Here is a 20,370-nt window from a genome sequence, read left to right as displayed (position 1 = left end):
GGAGCCATCAGAGGTGGTGGGTGACGGCCGGCGAGCCGGGGTACCCGTGCGTCGCGCGGCGATGGACGGGGAGCGATGACGCGAGGTGCGTGCCCTGGCCCCGCGACGCCGCGTCCCCTATTGCCGGGCGCAGGTGCCCCCTGGCCGCGGCTCACTGATCGAAAGCCCGATCTCACACACGCTCTAAAGGCCTGATCCGGTGGCGTCGTCCTGACGCCATCCCGGTAGCAACGATCAAAAGGAGATCATCATGGCAGGGATAACCAAGCCCGTCACCGACAGCACATTCGCTGATGAGGTCCTGGGAAGCAGCGTGCCCGTCCTGGTCGACTTCTGGGCGGAGTGGTGCGGGCCGTGCAAGATGATCGCTCCGGTTCTGGAGGAGATCGCGGCCGAGCATGGCGACAAACTGCGCGTCGTCAAGCTCAACATCGACGAAAACCCACAGATTGCCCGAAAGTACCAAATTATGTCAATACCCACCATGGCGGTTTTCGTGAACGGCGAGCTGGACAAGAGCATCGTCGGCGCGAAGCCGAAAGCGGCTCTTCTGCGAGATCTTTCCGCCTACATCTGAGAACCCGTTTTTAGATCTTCATTCGGGAGAACTCAGGGTCCCCGGATAGCGGCTTCACCGCTATCCGGGGTTAGCCTGTGTCCCCGTGACCCGTCCGTCAGTAGATCCGAGTGGTAACCGTGGGACGAGACTGCTGCGTCTCGGCGACCGTGATCCCTCCGTCATCGAAGTACGCGCCGCATTGATCTCCCTGTCGTTCCTGCCGGCCGCGCCACGCCAGCCAGCCACATCGCCGGTGCCTCCGGAAGACCGGAGACTGCGCGACCGTAGCTCCTTCGCCCAGCCGGGGGCCCAGGTCACGGACCCTGCCGACACACGCAGGCCCGATCCGGCACCGGCCGACGGGTCCCTGTTCGACGAGGCCCTGGATGACGCCGTCCGCGCGTTTCAACAGAGCCGAGGCCTGTCCGCGGACGGCGTCATCGGCCCGGACACCTTCCGGGTGCTGGACGAAGCCCGTCGCAAACTCGGCGACCGCCTGCTGTACCACAGCATCAACCATCCCCTTATCGGAGACGATGTGGCAGCGCTACAGGAACGGCTGTCGAACATGGGATTCGACGTAGGGCGGGCGGACGGCATCTTCAGCTCGCAAACGGAGACGGCGCTGAAGGACTTCCAGCACAACCGGGGACTGGAGCCGGATGGCCGCTGCGGACCGTTGACGCTCCGGGAGCTGAAGAAGCTGGAACGAACCGTTGTCGGAGGCCGTCCGGACGTGCTTCGGGAGTCCGTGCGACTGCTCCAGCGGGGTCCCTCCCTGCTCGGCGTCGTGGTCGCGATCGACCCCGGGCACGGCGGAGAAGATCCGGGGGTCACCGTCGGGAATCTGTGCGAACGTGACCTCATGGCCGACCTTGCCTCTCGGCTCGAGGCACGGCTGTTGACCTCGGGACTGGAGGCGTACCTCCTGCATGGTCCGCACGAGTCGCCGGACGACTCTGAACGTGCGCATCGGGCGAACGAAATCGGCGCCGACCTTCTCCTGTCGTTGCATGTGGACGCGGGCAGATCCCCGTGGGCGCAGGGGGTGTCGTCCTACTACTATGGCCACGCCCGAGGATCATCAGCCGTGGGTGAACGGCTGGCCGGACTTGTACAGAAGGAACTCGTATCACGCACTGATCTCGTCGACTGCCGCACCCATGCCAAGACCTGGGAGCTCCTGCGGCGGACGTTGATGCCGACCATCCGCACGGACCTGGGCTACCTCACGAACGCGCACGACGCCGCGGCGCTCGAGTCGCCGGAATTTCGGGCCACCGTCGCCGAGGGCATCCTCGCCGCGGTACAGCGCCTGTTCCTGCCTCCGGATCTCGACCCACCCACAGGACAGCTACGGGTACCGACACTTGCCTCGCGTACGGTCCGCTGAGACCTCGCGCACGGCCATGCGCACGGCCACGCGCGCAGCCCGCCGCCGGGTCAGCACAACCATCCCCTGTCGGCCATCCCCCCTCGGAGGCCCGCCCGGAAAAACAGCTGCCAGCAGGGGACGGTCAGCCCGCGGGCGCTGTTCCGGCGGTGCTGCCGACCTGGCGCAGCATGCCCTCCGGCGCCATCGAACCGAGCAGCCGCTCAAGCGCGACCTCGACCTCCTCGCGCCAGCTCACGGCGTTCTTGACCTCAAGCCGTAGCCGTGGCCAACGGTGGTGCGGCCGGACCGTCTTGAAACCGACGGCAAGCAGGTACTCGGCGGGCACAACGCACCGAGTTCCCTCGCCCCGCAGATCCCCAAAGGCCTCAACAGCGCGGAAGCCACGACGCACCACGTCCTTGGCTACCGACTGGATGAGGACACGTCCCAGGCCCTGCCCGACGAAGTCATCCAGGATCTTCGCAGTCATAAGAAGCACGGCATCCGGGCTGACGGGACTCGTCGGGAAGGCCACCGACCGGGGCACGTACGCCGGCGGTGCGAACATCACGAACCCGGCCGCGGCGCCGTCCACATAAATAATCTTCCCGCAGCTGCCCCACTCGAGGAGTGCCGAGGAGACCCACGCTTCCTTCTCCAGCTCGGTGCCTCCGGCCTCCTCCGCTCGGCTGCGGGCGACCGGGTCCAGCTCCCAGAAAACGCAGCGGCGGCAGCGCCGCGGCATGTCGTCAATATTGTCGAGAGTGATGTTGGCAATGCGACGGCTCATAGCACAACGTTCCAGGTGGCCAGAGTTCCAGCGTCAACGTCACCACTGACATCCCTCACGCAACCAGGTTAAGGCATCCAATGTGGATCTTTTTCGAAACGTGGCAGGAGGTGAGACGGACAACGTCACGGGCCAGCCGATCAGCCCCGCAGCTGCTCGTTCCCAGCCCGGCGGCATGACGCGGGGCGCGGATCGGACAGGTAGTCCCAGTGAGATCGGTGCACCCTGAACCGGGCGGAGCTCGGCCGATGATCCAGAAACCGACCGGCGCGGCGCGACATTAAATGATCATTTTGCGCAATCAACCGGCGATGTTCCACGTGAAACGCCCGGATTGAGGCTGCCCGCGGCAGGCGGCCCCAACCAGAACGCCGCGGCTGCGCGTGGCGTGGCTGTCCAGCTCGCGGAGCGAGCCGAAAAATCCACGACGGACTTTCGGTAGCCCCGGCGATCGGCCGGACAGCACGCGGCCGCTCATTCCACCGCGGATCCTGATTCCGCTTCCGAGGCCGTCATCACCGCGACGATCCGCTCCAGGTCCTCGATGCTCCCGAACTCCACAGTGATCTTTCCTTTGCCGCGGCCCATGTCAACCTTCACGCGGGTGTCGAAACGGTCGGACAGGCGGGCGGCGAACTTGCCCAGAACGGGGGGAACAACCCGGGGAGCACGGGGAACCGTCTTGCGCGGCCCCTCCTCGCCCAGCGCCACGATTTCCTCGACAGCCCGGACGGACAGGCCCTCGGCGACGATACGGGTGGCGAGGCGATCCTGCGAATCAGGATCCACCAGCGACAACAGAGCCCGAGCATGGCCCGCGGAAAGCACCCCGGCTGCCACCCGGCGCTGGACCGCCGGCGGCAGACCCAGCAACCGGATCATGTTGGTGACGTGGGATCGCGACCGGCCGAGTTTCCCGGCAAGCTCCTCGTGAGTGGCGCCGAAGTCACGCAGGAGCTGCTCGTATGCCGCCGCTTCCTCAAGGGGGTTGAGCTGTTGGCGGTGCAGGTTCTCCAGCAGCGCGTCCCGGAGCATGGCGTCGTCAGTGGTGTCCCGCACGATGGCGGGAATCTGGCTGAAGCCCGCGAGCCGGGATGCCCGCCATCGCCGTTCTCCCATGACCAGCTCGTAGCGCCCAGGCATGATCTCGCGGACGACTATGGGCTGGAGCAGACCGACTTCACGCAGGCTCGCGGCCAGCTCCTCGAGCGTCTCCTCATCAAAATGCGTCCGCGGTTGACGGGGATTCGGCGTGACCGAGTCGACCGCGATCTCCCGGAAGGTCGCGCCATGAACCGGCGTCGGCCCGGTCCTCAGCCCGAAACCGCTGTCGATGCCGATGTCGGCGCCGTCCATGGCGGTCGGGATCAGCGCTCCCAAGCCTCGCCCCAGTCCACCCCTGCGCACTGTCACAGTCCCACCCCATTCGGCTCGAAGCCTCGCTCGGCAAGCTCGCGCGCGGCGGCCAGGTAGGACAATGATCCCCGCGAGGCAGGGTCGTAAGTCAGGACCGACCGGCCGTAGCTCGGCGCCTCGGCGATCCGCACATTACGCGGGATGGTCGTGCCCAGTACACGGGGCCCGAAGTGCTCCTTGACCTCGTGGACGACCTGGTCCGCCAGCCGCGTCCGCGAGTCGTACATGGTCAGGATGATGGTGGACAGACGCAGATCCGGATTGAGGTGGGCCTGCACGAGTTCGACGTTGCGGAGGAGCTGTCCGAGACCCTCGAGCGCGTAGTACTCACACTGGATGGGGATCAGTAGTTCCTTGGCCGCCACCAGCGCGTTGACCGTGAGGAGCCCAAGGCTCGGGGGACAGTCCACGATGATGTAGTCGACATCCTGCTTAAGCCCGGCAATCGCCCGCCGCAGGCGAGTCTCCCTCGCCACCACCGAAACCAGTTCGATCTCGGCGCCAGCGAGGTCGATGGTGGCCGGAGCGCAGTACAGGCCCTCGGATTCGGCGGACTGCACCACGACCTCGTCAAGTGGCCGATCCCCGAGCAGAACCTCGTAAATGGATGGGACACCGGACCGGTGGTCAACGCCGAGAGCAGTCGACGCGTTTCCCTGGGGGTCCAGGTCGATACACAGGACCCGGCATCCGTGCATGGCCAGGGCGGCCGCGAGATTCACTGTCGTGGTGGTCTTCCCGACCCCGCCCTTCTGGTTGGCCACCGTAATGATGCGCCGTCGGGTAGGCCGCGGAAACGGCCGTCGTCGTTCCATGGTCAAGGCTTCCACTGCCGCCGCTGCCGCCGCTCCGATAGGGGTGGATGGATCATGAGAGTCCAACGGTGGAGCCGAGGACCGACGCGCGGTCCGTCCCGCACCCATGGACGTGTTGCTTCCCCGCGACGCTGTTTCACGTGGAACGTGAGTGTCCACGTGCACGCTGCGCTTCCCGTTCTCGCCGTGCTTCACGCGTTTTCCTACTTCCCTGCCGGCGCCCAGGCTCAGGTGTGCCGCAAACGGCGCGCAACACGGTGGCCGGCTCCGAAAGCCGCCCGACTCCGCACTTCACGACGTCCACCTCGCACCAGCCCTGGGCATCCAGCTCACCTCGCGCGACCGACAACTCCTCGACAACGCGCGAACCGCGCAGTGCAAGCATGACACCGCCCGGTCCCAGTATCGGCACGAGCATCGCGCCCAGCCGTCCCAGAGGCGCGAGAGCCCTTGCGACGGCAACATCAAACTCGTGGCCTTCCACGGTAGTGCCAATGTTGGGCGCGCGTCCCCGGACAACCGTGACCCGCCCCTCAAGTCCGAGCCTCGCCACCGCTTCGTGCAGAAAGACGCACCGGCGCTGCATCGGCTCAAGAAGCGTCACCCTGATGTCCGGACGGGCGAGCGCGAGGGGAATCCCGGGTAGGCCGGCGCCGCTCCCCACGTCCACCACGGTGCTTGCTGGTCCGACCGCCTCCTCGACCACGGCGCTGTTCAACAGGTGACGATCCCAGATCCGATCGGTCTCACGAGGACCGATCAGTCCGCGTTCGACGCCGGCCGAGACAAGGATGTCGGCATACACACAGGCGAGGTCAAAAGCGTCTCCGAAGACGTCACGAGCAACGGCCGGCGGGCCGGGCACAGGCACCATGCGACCAGCATCCTCGCTGCCCGGATCGGGAAGCCTCGCGGAAGGCCGGAACGGCTGGTGCGGGAAGCGCGGCCAACGCACCGCAGGGTCTGTTCACCGGCTTGTCCAGCGATAGCGGGACTCGGGGGCCGGCCGGTAGTACCGTAACGCCGCGTCCGGCTGGTGAGGTGCTGGCCGGTGAGGTGCTCACGGTAGCGCCTGGCCGTGACACGGGAGATACCGACGACGTCAGCGACCTCCACCACGACCGGTTCGAGCGGGAGGCGGACGGTGAAGACCGCTCCGCGGTCGTTGGTGACATCAATCCGGCCACCGTACCTGGCCACAACCTGCTGGAGCAGGGCGAGCCCGAGGCCGCGGCCGTGGAGCGCGCCGCCGGCCTTGGTCGACCAGCCACGCGCGAACGCCGCCGCCGTCCAGGCCGGGTCCAGGCCGGGAGCGCTGTTTGAGATCGTCATTCCGGCTCACCGCGCCCAGGTGCCCCTGGCCGCGTTGTCGGCCACACCGAGACAACTCATCCGGTATCGCTTCGGCCTTCCGCCTTGCCAGGGGCCGCCTGGCCGCGGCTCACTGATCGAAAGCCCGATCTCACACACGCTCTCAGCGCAACGCCAGGAGCGGACGCGACACACCGCCTGTCTGCCATGTTCGGCGGATCACGGCGGACAGGCGGACAGGAACGCAGTCAGCCCGCGGGGAGAATGACCACCCGGCGCTGGGGGTCTTCCCCTTCGGACTCACTGGCCACACCGTCCAGCGTCGCGATGAGGTCATGAACGACCTTGCGCTCGAACGGCGTCATCGGCTTCAGCTTCTCCGGCTGGCCGCCGGCCCGCACCCGCGCGGCGACCGCTGTGGCGAGCTCTCGCAGTTCGGCACGGCGCCGGGCACGGTGACCACCGACATCCAACATGAGCCGGCTGCGAACGCCGGTCTTCTGGAGCACCGCGAGCCGGGTGAGCTCCTGCAACGCCTCCAGTGTCTCCCCCCGGGCACCCACCAGGAGCTCCAGGCCCTCCCCTACGACGGCGACGACAGCCCGCTCCCCCTCCACGTCGAGGTCGAGGTCACCGTCCATGTCCACGATGTCGAGCAGAGCTTCCAGATAGTCCGCCGCGATCTCGCCCTCCTGCTCCAGATCGGCGATACGCTGCCGACCGTTCACCGGCGTCTCAGCGGCCGGGGCCGGGGCCGGAACCGGGTCACCGCCCTCGGTAGCCCCAGCGCTGTCGGCGGTCAGCTCGGGTGCCGAACCAGTCATCAGAACAGCTCCTTCGAGGGTAGACGTCTGTTGCCGGAGGTCCGGCGGGCGGGAATCCGATGGCCGCGGGAGCCGGTCAACGCCGCCCCCCGGGCCGCCCGCCCTTCCCGCGCCGCTTGGCGGGACGGGAACCGCCGGGGGGACGCCGTGCGCCAGCCGCCACCCCGGGTGCACCCGCCGAATGGGTCTTGGCCTCGCCGTCCGGCACCGTCCGGTTGTCCTGGACGGAACCGTTCTCGGCCGCTGGCGACACCCTGCCAGCCGGGTTGCCAGCCACCGTGGAAGGCCGCCCGTTGCTTCCGGGCGAACGGGTGCCGGGCGGAGCCTTGCCGGTGGACTTGTTCGTGCCCTTGGTCAGGGATGCCGCGGGCGAGGGATCCGCGGAGGAATCCGTGGCCGACGCGTCCGCGGTGGGCTTGGGACGGTTCTTGGCCTTCGCCGTGGGACGGGCACCGGGCGCCGGGCGTGCGCCGGGCGCGGGCCGCGCCGGCGGCTCGAGCGTCTTGCCCTTGGCATTGCCGGTCTCCACCCGGGTGCCGGGCACGCGCCCGTTCGCCGTCTGCGGCAGCAGCGGCGGCATCTTCTTGATGACAAAGAACTGCTGGCCCATGCTCCACAGGTTGGTGGTGAGCCAGTAGAGCAGGACAGCGATCGGGAAGCGGAAGCCGAACACCGCCAGCATCACCGGCGAGCCGTAAAGCAGCACCTTCTGGACCATCGCCTGTTGCGGGTCAACGGACCCGGCCCGCGCCATGATCTGTTTCTGGGTCAGGAACGTGGTCGCGCCCATGAGCAGGATCAGGACGACCGCAAAAATCTTGACGTTCGTCCCGTTGGCCTGGACGAAGTCGAGAAAGCTCGATGACGAGGTGAACGAGGTCGACAGTGAGACACCGAGCAGCTTGGCCTCGGCGATCTGCTGTACCTGATGGGCGGACAGCCCCACCCGGGGCGCCCACTCCAGCACGCCGCCCGGCCGCATCACCGGCTGAAGATGGCTGAACACATGGAACAACGAGATGAACAGCGGGATCTGCAACACGATCGGCAGACAGCCGAGCAGTGGGTTGCCATGCTCCTTCTGCAAGGCCATGATCTCAGCGTTCATCCGCTGCTTGTCATGCCCGTGCTTCTCCCGGATTTCCTTGATCTTGGGCTGCATCAGCTGCATCGTCCGCTGCGACTTCACCTGCCGGACGAACAGAGGAAAGATCAGGATACGGACACAGACCACCAGCAGGACAACGGAGAACGACCACGCGAAGAAGCTGTCCTGACCGAAGATCGGCCCGAAGCCACCGTGGAAGAAGACGATCGCGTGTGCCGCGAGATGGTAGAGGGGATCCAACACTGGCCTGTCTCCTTAGACCCTCGTGCCACGGCTGGCCCTCGTGCCAGGGTGGGACGCGGTCGGCTTGTGCGGGTGCTTGGGGGCGTGACCCGAGCCCGGGTCGCGCGTCGGGACCACATTGCGCGTCGGGACCGGGTCATAGCCGCCAGCGGACATCGGCTGGCACCGCAGCAGCCGGTAGGCGGTCAACAGACCGCCTCGGACCCCCCCGTAACGGCGCACTGCCTCAAGTCCGTAAGCGCTACAGGACGGCTCGAAGCGGCAGACGCCTGTAGTGCGCCCAGAACAGGCCGTCCGATAGATCCTGATCATAGTAAGCAGCAGCCAGGCGAGTGGGCTGCGTACCGTACCGTCAGAACCACGAGACACCCGCGGCGCGATCGTGGCCGCGATGTGGGTCGCCGCGGCCAGGTCAGCCGCCGTGAGCAGGCCGAGCACGAGAAGACCGCAGGTGCCCGTAGTCATCGACGGTGCCGGTCGACAGCTGCGGCGGGCCTGTCCCGCTGCCCGGTTGCGCTACCGGAGCGACCGCGGGACGCTCGCTCGCGCAACGCCCGGTCAAGGGCACGACCGAGCTCAGCCGAGGATGCGGTGGCGCTGTCCGGTAAAGCACGCACGATCACCAACGTCCCTGGCGGTACCTGATCCAATCGGGCGCGCATCTGCTCGCGGAGCCTCCGGCGAACCCGGTTGCGAACGACAGCGTTACCCACCTTGCGGCCCACGGCAAAACCCACCCGTGGGGGAGAAAGAGCGGCCGGTGCATTCACGTTATCCACAGGGTGATGGCTGCCAGCCTTGTTGTCCACAGCCAGGCTGTGGACAACAAGCGGACCGCTGCGGATCCGGTGCCCACCGCGACCGACCTGAGCATGCTCGGCCCTGGTTCGGACACGATTCCGAACGGGCAGCATGACGCGGGAAGGATCGCGACGCGGTGAATCTCAGGCGGACAACTCGCTACGGCCCTTGCGGCGACGGGCCGAGAGCACCGCGCGACCGGCACGGGTCCGCATCCGGAGCCGGAACCCATGCGTCTTGGCACGCCGACGGTTGTTCGGCTGGAAGGTGCGCTTGCTCACAGAAGACTCCGGACGACAGACGGGCAAAGGACAACAAGGACGGTAGCGGCGGCACGGGACACACCGAACAGCCCATGGTCGCCACAACCTGACGCCTGACACTATCAAGCCTCGCGTCACTGGGGCGGGAAGGGCGGTGACAACCGCTGTCCGAGGCACCGGAGGGGCGCCACACCGGGTGGAGTGTCATGGTCGTACACAGCTGTGGACGACCATGTGGAGAACTATCCCCTCGGCGGGCGCATCCATCAGGTGCCCGACCGCCCGACCGTCCGGAGGAGCCTCGCTCGTGACCGACCTCAGCGCCGGCCCATTCGCCGGCATGGCAGGCCCGGTGCCCGCCGGCGAACCAGATCTGTCCGCGGTATGGGGACAGGCTGTCGCCGGCGTGGCGGACGGTACCCTGTCAGGGCAGCAGCGGGCATGGCTGCGGCTGACCCGTCCACTCGGTTTGGTTCAGGACACAGCGCTGCTCGCCGCGCCGAACGAGTTCACCAAGGACCTGCTCGACTCCCGCCTCCGACCGTTTCTGTCCACAGCTTTGTCCACAGCCTATGGACGAGAAATCCGCGTCGCCGTCACGGTTGAGCACCTGCCCGACCCGGAGCCGATGACCGGGCCGATCATGCTGCCGGAGCCGGTGGTCACGGCCCCTCCCGCCGCCCGGATCACGCCGGGCCTCGGCCGCGACCCAGCACCCAGAGCGTACGAACCGGCCCGGCTGAACCCCCGGTATGTGTTCGAGACGTTCGTTATCGGTGACAGCAACCGGTTCCCGCACGCGGCCGCGGTGGCCGTCGCCGAAGCGCCGGCAAAAGCGTACAACCCGCTGTTTATTTATGGTGACTCGGGGCTCGGTAAGACCCACCTGCTTCACGCGATCGGCCACTACACCCTGAAGCTCTACCCAGAGTCACGAGTGAAGTACGTGAGCTCGGAGGAGTTCACCAACGACTTCATCAACTCCATCCGGGACGACCGCCAGCAGGCCTTCCAGCGCCGCTACCGCGACATCGACGTGCTGCTCGTCGACGACATCCAGTTCCTGGAAAACAAGGAACGGACGCAGGAGGAGTTCTTCCACACCTTCAACGTCCTGCACGACACCGAGAAACAGATCGTCATCTCCTCCGACCGCTCCCCCAAGCAGCTGTCCGCGCTGGAGGACCGGCTGCGCAGCCGGTTCGAGTGGGGTCTGATCACCGACGTCACCCCACCGGACCTGGAGACCCGGATCGCGATCCTGTCGAAGAAGGCCGCGACCGAGCGGCTGCCCGTCCCTGGTGACGTGCTGGAGTACATCGCCACGCATATCGAGCGCAACATCCGTGAGCTGGAGGGCGCGCTGATCCGGGTCGCGGCGTTCGCGAGCCTGAACAAGTCCCATGTCGACCGGACCCTGGCCGAGATCGTGCTGCGTGATCTCATCCCGGACGCGACCGACCCGGAGATCACCGCTGCGGCAATCATGAACGCGACCGCGACGTACTTCGGTGTGTCCATGGAAGACCTGTGTGGCACCTCCCGCAGCCGGGTCCTGGTCACCGCCCGACAGATCGCGATGTACCTGTGCCGGGAACTGACCGACCTGTCGCTGCCGAAAATCGGTCAGCACTTCGGTGGCCGCGACCACACCACGGTGATGCACGCGGACCGAAAGATCCGCGGGCTCATGGCCGAACGCCGTGCCATCTACAACCAGGTCACCGAATTGACGAACCGGATCCGGGCACAGACACGACAGGCATGAGCCGGGCGGATCCGGGGTAGAGAGCGGCCGAAGACGGTCGCGTCGGCCTCGGTGTACCGGTGGAGCCTTGTGCACAGCTTGTGGAAAACCCTGTGGAATATGGGGAGCGGGGGCCGGGATCAGGCGTGTCTGATCCCGGCCCCCGCCGCGTGTCCGCAAACTGCTGCGAAGCCCCGACGTAAGCGCTGCGTAGTGGGGACAGGCTGTGCAGAAACTGTGCACAAACAGTGGACAAACTCTGTACAGCGGGGGCACAGCTGGGGACAACCGGACCGGCGGTGGAAAACCACCGGCACTGTGCACAGCGTTACCCACAGCATCCGCACCGCTCAATCAGCCCCCTGAGCTGCGGATCGGCCTGGTTATCCCCAGTATCCACCGCCCCTACTATTACGACGGACTAGATCATTTCTCAGAAAACACAATCCAGAACCAGTGGGGCCTGGGGATAACGCGATAAAGATCGTTGATCAGTCACTTTCCGTCTTCGACGCGCTCTCCAGCCTCGGAGCGGCCCCGACCCGCCATGCCAGCCCCGCGACGCACCCGGCGCGGACGCCTGCGATGCTGGAACGCCTCAGTGCACGCGAACAGCACCATCCAGAAGGGCGAATCATGAAGTTCCGGGTTGAACGGGACGACTTCACCGATGCCGTGGCGTGGGCGGCGCGCACGTTGCCGACCCGTGCGACCTCCCAGCTTCAGGTCCTTGCCGGTCTTATGCTGGACGCGACCGGTCCAGCATTGAAGATCGCCGCTTTCGACTACGAAGTGGCCGCTCAGTGCGGGACAGCGGCGGCGATCGCCGAGGAGGGCCGGGCGTTGGTATCCGGTAAGCTCCTCGCGGAGATCACCAAAGCTCTTCCATCCGCGCCGATCGAATTGGCAACCGACGGTGCCCGAGTGGTACTTACCTGTGGTAGCGCACGTTTCACCCTGCCGACCATGTCAGTCGAGGACTACCCGACGTTGCCGCCGATGCCGGCGGTGACCGGTCACATCGAGGGGACCGCTTTCGCCGGAGCTGTCTCCCAGGTCGCGGTGGCCGCGGGTAAGGACGACACCTTGCCGGTGCTCACCGGTGTCCGTCTCGAGATCAATGGCGAGACTCTCACGCTGGCCGCTACGGACCGTTATCGGCTTGCCGTCCGGAGAATGAAGTGGCGACCTACGTCCGAAACGGTCGAGGGCATTGCGATGGTGCCGGCGCGTACGCTCAGCGACACGGCAAAATCGTTGTCAGGGTCGGGAGCGGAGGTCGCGATCGCGCTCGGATCGGGTCCGTCCGGGGAGGCTCTCGCCGGTTTCGCCGGTGGTGACAAGCAGACCACAACCCGTCTGGTGGACGGATCGTTCCCGGCCTACCAGCGGCTGCTGCCGGACAGCTCGCCGTTGACCGCGCAGATCGAGATCTCCCCGTTCGCCGAGGCCGTGAAACGTGTCGCGCTGGTCGCCGCGCGTACCGCTCCGGTCCAGCTGGGTTTCACCGCCGATCATCTGGTTCTTGAAGCCGGCGCTGGTGGTGAGGCGCAGGCCCGGGAGAGCCTGTCGATCGGCTATGACGGACCAGACCTGTCGATCGCTTTCAACCCGGCGTACCTGCTTGACGGTCTGAACGCGGTGGAGTCCGACGTCGTCCACATCGGTTTCGCGAGCGCTGACGACGCGGAGGAAGCCGCCAAGAAGCCCGCGATCCTCACCGGCAAGGCACCTGATGACGGCGAGGTTCCCGACTACCGGTATCTGCTCATGCCGATCAGGCTGTCCGGGTGACGTGCATCTCACGCACCTGTCGCTGATGGACTTCAGGTCCTATCCCGCGCTGGATCTGTTGCTCGCGCCCGGGGTGACCACGTTCGTCGGCTCCAACGGGCAGGGCAAGACCAACCTGTTGGAAGCCGTTGGCTATCTGGCGACGCTCGGTAGTCATCGAGTGGCCTCAGACGCGCCGTTGGTTCGCCAGGGCGCGGCGAGCGCGGCCGTGCGCGCGCGGATAGTGCGGGGTGACCGGGCCGCGCTGGTGGAGCTTGAGATCATTCCGGGCCGGGCGAACCGGGCAAGGCTCAACCGGGTTCCGCTTGGCCGCCCCCGTGACCTCCTGGGGCTGCTGGTCATGGTGCTCTTCGCCCCGGAGGATCTTGCGCTGGTCCGAGGTGACCCGGTCGAGCGCCGGCGTTTCCTCGATGATCTGCTGGTGGCCCGGACACCGCGGCTGGCCGGTGTGCTCGCCGACTACGACAGGGTGCTGCGCCAGCGGTCGACGTTGCTGCGGACGGCCGCGGCGGCCCGGCGCGGCGGCCGGACAAGCGATCTACGTACCTTGGACGTCTGGGACGCGCAGCTTGCCCGGTACGGGTCCGAACTGCTGGCGGCGCGTGGCGCGCTGGTCGAGGCGTTGCGGCCCAGGGTGGAAAACGCCTACTCGGCGGTGGCCTCGTCCCCCGCGCCGACTCGGAGCCCGGCCTCGATCTCGGCTGCCGGGGAGGTGACGCTGACCAGGCTTGAGTACCATTCGACGGTTCTCGCCGGGCTTCCCGACCAGGCTCTGATCGGCCGTGCCCACAGCGCCTCCATCCCGGGCGAGCCCATTGCCGGCACGCCCGGGGGCGACCGGGCCGTGCTGGAGGAGGCGATGCTCGCCGAGCTCGCCCGGCTCAGGCCGAAGGAGATCGAACGCGGGGTGACCCTGGTCGGCCCGCATCGCGACGAACTGTTGCTGTTCATCAACGGCCGGCCAGCACGGGGATACGCGAGCCACGGTGAGTCGTGGTCGCTCGCGCTCGCGCTCAAACTGGCATCATTCGAACTGTTGCGGGATGATCAACGCGAACCAGTACTGTTGCTGGACGATGTATTCGCCGAGCTCGACACGCACCGTCGGGCCCGGCTGGCGGAGCTCGTCATGCCAGCCGAGCAGGTCCTGGTGACAGCAGCGGTCGACGCGGACGTACCGGTGACGCTTGCCGGAGCGCGTTTCGAAGTCGTGGACGGGCGGGTGGACCATGTCGCCGGATGAGAACTGCACCGATAGCGAGTGGGCGGCCGCTCATGCCCCCCTGCGCGGCACGGACCTGGCCCGTCTTGTTCTCGCCCAGGCCAAGGAGGATGCCCGTGCTCGGGCGTCCGGTCGACGTCCTGGGCTGAGTGCGCCCGGCAGGCGTAACGCCGAGCGGACAGATGGCGGCGATCGGTCTGGGCGGGAGCCGCGACGCCGTCCGCACCTGCCCGGAATGGCCGCGCCCGGACGGGAGTGGGCCGAACCGGTCGCTTTCGGCGCTGCGGTACAGCGGATGCTCGCGGACCGTGGCTGGGAGGTCCGGGCGACCGACGCCACGGTCCTGGCTCGCTGGGACACGCTGGTCGGCCCGAATATCTCATCGCGCTGCTACCCGGTTTCGCTGTGTGATGGCGAGCTGGAACTGGCGGCGGAGTCAACGGCTTGGGCCACGCAGCTGCGGCTGCTGTCCCGGCAGCTGCTGGTCACTTTGCACAAGGAACTTGGGCCGGGCGTGGTGCGCCGGATCGTGGTCCGGGGCCCGACCGCGCCCAGCTGGCGGCACGGCCCTCTGCAGGCCTCCGGCGGGCGTGGTCCTCGCGACACGTACGGCTGATTCACCAGGCCGTTCGCTGGCCCCTGGCCGGCGGTCCGTGATCGGTGGCCAGCCAGGAGCGCCGGGTCCCCGGATCGCGCCGGAGGCGTCATCCGGAGGAAGCCTGCGTATGGGGGTTCGATGGAAAGCTGTTCGTGGCGCTGTGTGCATACCAGGGGCCACCCAGCGTCCTCCTGCCAGAGAGGCCAGGTAGAATCAGGAGACGCTTCTCGCGTAGTTCGCAGTTGAGGACGAGGGGACATACCGCGTGGCCTACGATGCAAGTTCGATCAAGGTTCTTGAGGGTCTCGACGCGGTTCGCAAGCGTCCGGGTATGTACATCGGCTCCACTGGCGAACGTGGTCTGCATCACCTCGTCTACGAGGTTGTGGACAACGCTGTGGATGAGGCGCTTGCCGGTTACTGCGACACGATCGCTGTGACGCTGCTCGCCGATGGCGGTGTGCGAGTATCTGACAACGGCCGGGGTATCCCTGTCGGCGAGCACCCGACGGAGAAACGTCCGGCGGTCGAGGTCGTGCTGACCACCCTGCACGCCGGCGGGAAGTTCGATGGTAAGTCCTACGCGGTGTCCGGCGGTCTGCACGGGGTCGGCGTGAGTGTGGTGAACGCGCTGTCCACCCGCCTGGAGGTCGAGATCCGCCGCGAGGGCTTCACCTGGTTCCAGCCGTATGCGAACACCCGGCCAGCCGCACCGCTGGCCAAGGGCGCGTCGACGAGGAAGACCGGTACGACGGTCACCTTCTGGGCGGACGACACGATCTTCGAGACGACCGACTACAAGTACGAGACGCTCACTCGCCGGCTGCAGGAGATGGCGTTCTTGAACAAGGGGCTGGCGATCAGCCTGCGGGATGAGCGCCCCGAGGAGCCCCTCGAGATCACCTACTGCTACGCGGGTGGGCTCGTCGACTTCGTCGATCATCTCAACTCGAGCAAGGACCCGATCCACAAGACCGTCATCTCGCTGGACTCCAAGGGCACCGGCATCGAGGCCGAGCTCGCGATGCAGTGGAACGCCGGTTACAACGAGTCGGTCTACACCTTCGCCAACACCATCAACACCCACGAGGGCGGTACCCATGAAGAGGGTTTCCGCGCCGCTCTGACCAGCGCGGTCAATGCCTACGCCAAAGACCAGAACTTGCTCAAGCCACCGAAGGCCAACGGCAAGAACCCTGATGAGCGCCTCGCGGGGGACGATATCCGGGAGGGCCTGACCGCGATCATCTCGGTGAAGCTGGCCCAGCCGCAGTTCGAGGGCCAGACCAAGACCAAGCTCGGCAACAGCGAGGCCAAGCGGTTCGTCCAGGAGATGTGCTACTCGGCGCTGAAGGACTGGCTCGAGGCCAACCGTGTCGAGGCCCGAGCAATCGTCAGCAAGGCCCTGGACGCTCAGCGGGCGCGGATCGCCGCGCGCGCGGCTCGTGACCTGACCCGCCGCAAGGGTCTGCTCGGCGGGACGGGCCTGCCGGGCAAGCTCGCGGACTGTCAGTACACCGACCCGGAACGTTGCGAACTCTACATCGTCGAGGGTGACTCGGCGGGTGGCTCGGCCAAGGGCGGTCGCGACTCGAAATTCCAGGCGATCCTGCCGCTACGTGGCAAGATCCTGAACGTCGAGAAGGCCCGGATCGACCGGGTGCTGAAGAACACCGAGGTCCAGGCGTTGATCCAGGCGCTCGGCTGCGGCATCCACGACGACTTCGACGCGGGCAAGCTGCGCTATCACAAGATCGTACTGATGGCGGACGCGGACGTCGACGGCCAGCACATCCGGACATTGCTGCTGACGCTGCTTTTCCGGTTCATGCGCCCACTGGTCGAGGCCGGCTATGTCTTTCTCGCCCAGCCGCCGCTTTACAAGATCAAATGGGGTCGTGAGGACTGGCAGTACGCCTACTCCGATCGTGAACGCGATGGCCTGATCACGCATGGCATCGAGAACGGGCGCAAACTGCCCAAGGACGCGATCCAGCGCTTCAAGGGCCTCGGCGAAATGAACGCGACCGAGCTGTGGGACACGACCATGGACCCGGACCGCCGCATCCTGTTGCAGGTGACGCTGGACGATGCCGCCGTGGCGGACGAGCTCTTCTCCGTCCTGATGGGAGAGGACGTCGACGCACGGCGATCGTTCATTCAGCGTAACGCAAAGGATGTCCGCTTTCTCGACATCTAGAACTTCTGGCGCCTCTGGCACCTATGGAATGTATCGAAAATATCGGACAATATTTACCGCGTACTGCTGACGGCCCTCACCACCCCAGTCTGGAAGGACCCGCGTGACCGATGTACTCCCTCCGCCGCCAGGCGACCGGGTCGAACCCATCGGCATCGAAGTCGAGATGCAGCGGTCGTATCTCGACTACGCGATGTCGGTCATCGTCGGCCGGGCGTTGCCGGAGGTCCGCGACGGCCTGAAGCCCGTGCACCGACGGGTTCTCTACGCGATGTACGACGGTGGCTACCGCCCGGACCGTGGGTACTTCAAGTGTTCGCGCGTTGTCGGTGACGTCATGGGTAACTACCATCCGCACGGCGACTCAGCGATCTACGACACGTTGGTCCGGCTGGCCCAGCCGTGGTCGCTGCGTTACCCGCTGGTCGACGGTAACGGGAACTTCGGCTCGCCGGGTAACGACCCGCCGGCCGCCATGCGTTACACGGAGTCACGGCTTGCGCCGTTGGCGATGGAGATGCTGCGCGACATCGATCAGGACACCGTTGACTTCGCCCCGAACTACGACGGCCGTTCACAGGAGCCGACGATCCTGCCCAGCCGGTTTCCGAACCTGCTGGTCAACGGTGCCGGTGGTATCGCGGTCGGAATGGCGACCAACATCCCGCCGCATAACCTGCGGGAAGTGGCCGACGGTGTGAAGTGGTTCCTGACGAACCCCGACGCCACCGACGAAGAGCTGTTGGAGGCACTGATCGGCCTGATCAAGGGGCCGGACTTCCCCACCTCCGGGCTCATCGTTGGCCGCCAGGGCATTGAGGACGCCTACCGCACCGGGCGTGGCAGCATCCGCATGCGGGCCGTCGTGCAGGTGGAGGAGAACAAGGGCCGGACCCAGCTTGTCGTCACCGAGCTGCCCTACCAGGTCAACCCCGACAATCTCGCGGAGAAGATCGCCGAGCTGGTCCGGGACAACCGGGTCAGCGGCATCTCCGACATCCGGGATGAGACCTCGGCGCGTACCGGCCAACGGTTGATCATTGACCTCAAGCGGGACGCGGTCGCGAAGGTCGTCCTGAACAACCTGTACAAGCACACCCAGCTACAGGACACGTTCGGCGTGAACATGCTGGCGATCGTCGACGGGGTGCCGCGCACGCTACGGCTGGACCAGATGGTGCGCTTTTACGTCGACCACCAGGTCGACGTCATCGTCCGCCGGACCCGCTACCAGCTGCGCAAGGCCCGCGAGCGCCTGCACGTCCTCGAGGGCCTGCTGATCGCGCTCGACCATCTGGACGAAGTGATCAACCTTATCCGCAACGCCGAGTCGGCGGACGCCGCGCGCGGGCAGCTGATGGAGCGGTTCTCCCTGTCGGAGATCCAGGCCGTCGCCATCCTGGACATGCAGCTGCGCCGGCTCGCCGCACTCGAGCGCCAGAAGATCATCGATGAGGCGGCCGAGCTTCGCGCGAAGATCTCCGAGTTGGAGGCGATCCTCGCCTCGCCGACCCGGCAACGGGAGATCATCGGCGAGGAGCTTACCGAGATCGTCGACCGGTTCGGTGACGAGCGGCGGACGAGGCTCGTCCCGTTCGAGGGCGACATGTCCGTCGAGGATCTGATCGCTCGCGAGGACGTCGTGGTCACCGTCACCCGCGGTGGTTACGCCAAGCGCACGAAGACCGACCTCTACCGGTCGCAGCGCCGTGGCGGCAAGGGCGTGCAGGGTGCTGCGCTGCGCGAGGACGACATCGTCGAGCACTTCTTCGTCACCACCACTCATCACTGGCTGCTGTTCTTCACCAACAAGGGCCGGGTGTACCGAGCCAAGGCGCACGAGCTGCCCGAACAGGCCCGTACGGCCAAGGGGCAGCACGTGGCGAACATCCTCGCGTTCGGTCAGGACGAGCGGATCGCCGAAGTGATGGCGATCAACGACTATGACGCGGCGCCCTACCTGGTCCTCGCGACCCGGCGCGGGCTGTGCAAGAAGACCGCGTTGGCCGAGTTCGACTCGAACCGGTCCGGTGGGCTGGTCGCCATCAACCTGCGCGACGACGACGAGCTGATCGCGGCCCGGCTCGTGTCCGCGGGCGACGATCTGCTGCTGGTCAGCCGCCAGGCCCAGTCGATCCGCTTCCACGCCGACGACGAGCAGCTCCGCCCGATGGGACGTGCCACCTCGGGTGTCATCGGGATGCGTTTCGACTCCGACGACGAACTGCTCGCGATGGAGGTCGTGCCGCCGAGCTCGGAAGCCAATCTGCTGGTTGCCACCAGCGGGGGCTACGCCAAGCGGACGTCCCTGGGCGAGTATCCGGTGCAGGGACGCGGCGGCAAGGGCGTCCTGACCGCCAAGATTGTCTCCACTCGCGGCGGGCTGGTCGGTGCCCTGGTGGTGGGCCAGGACGACCAGCTTTACGCGATCACTTCTAACGGCGGCGTGCTGCGGACCATCGCCCGTGACGTCCGCCGGGCCCAACGACAGACCATGGGGGTCCGACTCATCGATCTGGAGGCTGGCGTTCAGGTCGTCGGAGTGGCACGTAATGCTGATGTTGACGACAGTTCGGGCAATAGTTCGACGATCAATCCCGGCGGAGGAGACTCAGCCTGAGGATGGATGTGGATGATGGGCCGGGCATGGCGGGAGACAGACCGTGAGTAGCAATGATGACGATCGGACCAACCGGTCGCCGGTCTTGCGTGGATCTTCCTTGCCACGGTCGGAGGCGTCTCCTGACCGGGGCAAGGAGACGCCTGACGACAGGCGGGGTTCCCCGGGTTCGAGCCGGCCGGCCACCGGTCAGGGCATTGTGCCCGGCCCTGGCACTGTGCCTGGCCCTGAATCCGAATCCGAATCTGGTACGAAACCGGGCCTGAAGTCCGGCCGCGGTTCGGGTACAGCCGCCGGCTCAGCCTCGGAGCGGGGCTCGGCGCGGGGCTCGGCCGCGGCGTCGGGCTCGCAGGATGACGGCACACGGGCGCAGAAGGCCCCATCCGCGATCCGGGACCTGCGGATGCCACGGGATATCCCCGACACGAGGATGCCGCCGCGGGCGTCGTCGAGTGTGCGTCCGCGCGCTGGCGGTTCGCCAGCGCAAACCAGCAGGCGGACAGGCGAGCAGCCGGACCGGCCCCGGGCCGGTGCTGATCGGCCTGAGCCCGCGGCGGATCCGGACGTCCCCGCGGAGCGGCAAAGTCCGGCACGCCCTTTCGTGCCAGGGGCACCGCATCCGTCGGCGGCCGGGCCAACGGCGAGCGCCGCGGCCACCGGGCGGCCGGCCACGCGGCCTGCAGC

18 protein-coding genes are annotated in these 20,370 nt (G+C 66.8%); 8 read left to right on the top strand and 10 right to left on the bottom strand.

Annotated elements, in window-relative coordinates; genetic code table 11:
* The first annotated feature begins 250 nt into the window (after positions 1-250).
* Positions 251-577 carry a thioredoxin gene (gene trxA / locus MJ785_RS10755; RefSeq protein WP_239307954.1) on the top strand — a complete coding sequence of 109 codons (327 nt, stop codon included), beginning with the start codon at positions 251-253 and terminating at the stop codon, positions 575-577.
* Between the two features lie 85 nt (positions 578-662).
* Complete coding sequence (locus MJ785_RS10750) at positions 663-1,952, top strand: N-acetylmuramoyl-L-alanine amidase (RefSeq protein WP_239307955.1); 1,290 nt, start codon at positions 663-665, stop codon at positions 1,950-1,952.
* Positions 1,953-2,076: 124 nt separating this feature from the next.
* On the opposite strand, the gene MJ785_RS10745 is transcribed toward MJ785_RS10750, so the two are convergent.
* The 10 genes from MJ785_RS10745 to rpmH all read right to left on the bottom strand — a co-directional run bounded on the left by MJ785_RS10745 (position 2,077) and on the right by rpmH (position 9,523).
* Complete coding sequence (locus MJ785_RS10745; protein ID WP_239307956.1) at positions 2,077-2,724, bottom strand: GNAT family N-acetyltransferase; 648 nt, start codon at positions 2,722-2,724, stop codon at positions 2,077-2,079.
* Positions 2,725-3,198: 474 nt separating this feature from the next.
* On the bottom strand, positions 3,199-4,137 hold the full coding sequence (locus MJ785_RS10740; protein WP_239307957.1) for a ParB/RepB/Spo0J family partition protein: 939 nt from the start codon (positions 4,135-4,137) through the stop codon (positions 3,199-3,201).
* A complete protein-coding gene (locus MJ785_RS10735; protein WP_305039269.1) occupies positions 4,134-5,063 on the bottom strand; it encodes a ParA family protein in 930 nt (309 codons plus the stop codon). Before MJ785_RS10735 ends, MJ785_RS10740 begins: the two co-directional genes overlap by 4 nt.
* Positions 5,064-5,091: 28 nt before the next feature.
* A complete protein-coding gene (rsmG, locus tag MJ785_RS10730) occupies positions 5,092-5,829 on the bottom strand; it encodes a 16S rRNA (guanine(527)-N(7))-methyltransferase RsmG (RefSeq protein WP_239307959.1) in 738 nt (245 codons plus the stop codon).
* Positions 5,715-6,287, bottom strand: a complete 573-nt coding sequence (locus tag MJ785_RS22245; RefSeq protein ID WP_370651389.1) for an ATP-binding protein — start codon at positions 6,285-6,287, stop codon at positions 5,715-5,717. Before MJ785_RS22245 ends, rsmG begins: the two co-directional genes overlap by 115 nt.
* A gap of 227 nt (positions 6,288-6,514) precedes the next feature.
* Entirely contained in the window at positions 6,515-7,090 is a 576-nt protein-coding gene (locus MJ785_RS10720; RefSeq protein WP_239307961.1) for a R3H domain-containing nucleic acid-binding protein, read from the bottom strand.
* Between the two features lie 76 nt (positions 7,091-7,166).
* A complete protein-coding gene (gene yidC / locus MJ785_RS10715; RefSeq protein WP_239307962.1) occupies positions 7,167-8,441 on the bottom strand; it encodes a membrane protein insertase YidC in 1,275 nt (424 codons plus the stop codon).
* 12 nt (positions 8,442-8,453) lie between these two features.
* Positions 8,454-8,906, bottom strand: coding sequence for a membrane protein insertion efficiency factor YidD (yidD, locus tag MJ785_RS10710; protein ID WP_239307963.1), 453 nt, complete (start codon positions 8,904-8,906; stop codon positions 8,454-8,456).
* A complete protein-coding gene (gene rnpA, locus MJ785_RS10705) occupies positions 8,903-9,355 on the bottom strand; it encodes a ribonuclease P protein component (protein ID WP_239307964.1) in 453 nt (150 codons plus the stop codon). The genes yidD and rnpA overlap by 4 nt, the downstream gene beginning before the upstream one ends.
* 30 nt (positions 9,356-9,385) lie before the next feature.
* A complete protein-coding gene (rpmH, locus tag MJ785_RS10700) occupies positions 9,386-9,523 on the bottom strand; it encodes a 50S ribosomal protein L34 (protein ID WP_013871596.1) in 138 nt (45 codons plus the stop codon).
* 289 nt (positions 9,524-9,812) lie between these two features.
* Here rpmH and dnaA point away from each other — a divergent pair, with 289 nt between their 5' ends.
* The 6 genes from dnaA (at position 9,813) to gyrA (ending at position 19,686) form a co-directional block, all read left to right on the top strand.
* Positions 9,813-11,273, top strand: coding sequence for a chromosomal replication initiator protein DnaA (gene dnaA, locus MJ785_RS10695; protein ID WP_239380636.1), 1,461 nt, complete (start codon positions 9,813-9,815; stop codon positions 11,271-11,273).
* 615 nt (positions 11,274-11,888) lie between these two features.
* On the top strand, positions 11,889-13,046 hold the full coding sequence (gene dnaN, locus MJ785_RS10690) for a DNA polymerase III subunit beta (RefSeq protein WP_239307966.1): 1,158 nt from the start codon (positions 11,889-11,891) through the stop codon (positions 13,044-13,046).
* Position 13,047: 1 nt separating this feature from the next.
* Positions 13,048-14,289: a DNA replication/repair protein RecF gene (gene recF, locus MJ785_RS10685; RefSeq protein WP_239376985.1), complete on the top strand. Its 1,242-nt coding sequence runs from the start codon at positions 13,048-13,050 to the stop codon at positions 14,287-14,289.
* On the top strand, positions 14,276-14,884 hold the full coding sequence (locus tag MJ785_RS10680) for a DUF721 domain-containing protein (protein ID WP_239376984.1): 609 nt from the start codon (positions 14,276-14,278) through the stop codon (positions 14,882-14,884). The genes recF and MJ785_RS10680 overlap by 14 nt, the downstream gene beginning before the upstream one ends.
* Before the next feature lie 247 nt (positions 14,885-15,131).
* Entirely contained in the window at positions 15,132-17,066 is a 1,935-nt protein-coding gene (gene gyrB, locus MJ785_RS10675) for a DNA topoisomerase (ATP-hydrolyzing) subunit B (RefSeq protein ID WP_239307969.1), read from the top strand.
* A 103-nt stretch (positions 17,067-17,169) separates the two neighbouring features.
* Entirely contained in the window at positions 17,170-19,686 is a 2,517-nt protein-coding gene (gyrA, locus tag MJ785_RS10670; RefSeq protein WP_239307970.1) for a DNA gyrase subunit A, read from the top strand.
* Positions 19,687-20,370: the final 684 nt, after the last annotated feature.

It is taken from the genome of Protofrankia sp. CiT1 (assembly GCF_917627335.1).
Classification (GTDB): domain Bacteria; phylum Actinomycetota; class Actinomycetes; order Frankiales; family Frankiaceae; genus Protofrankia.
Note: the sequence above shows the minus strand (reverse complement) of the source record. Positions and strands in the feature narration are given on the sequence as shown.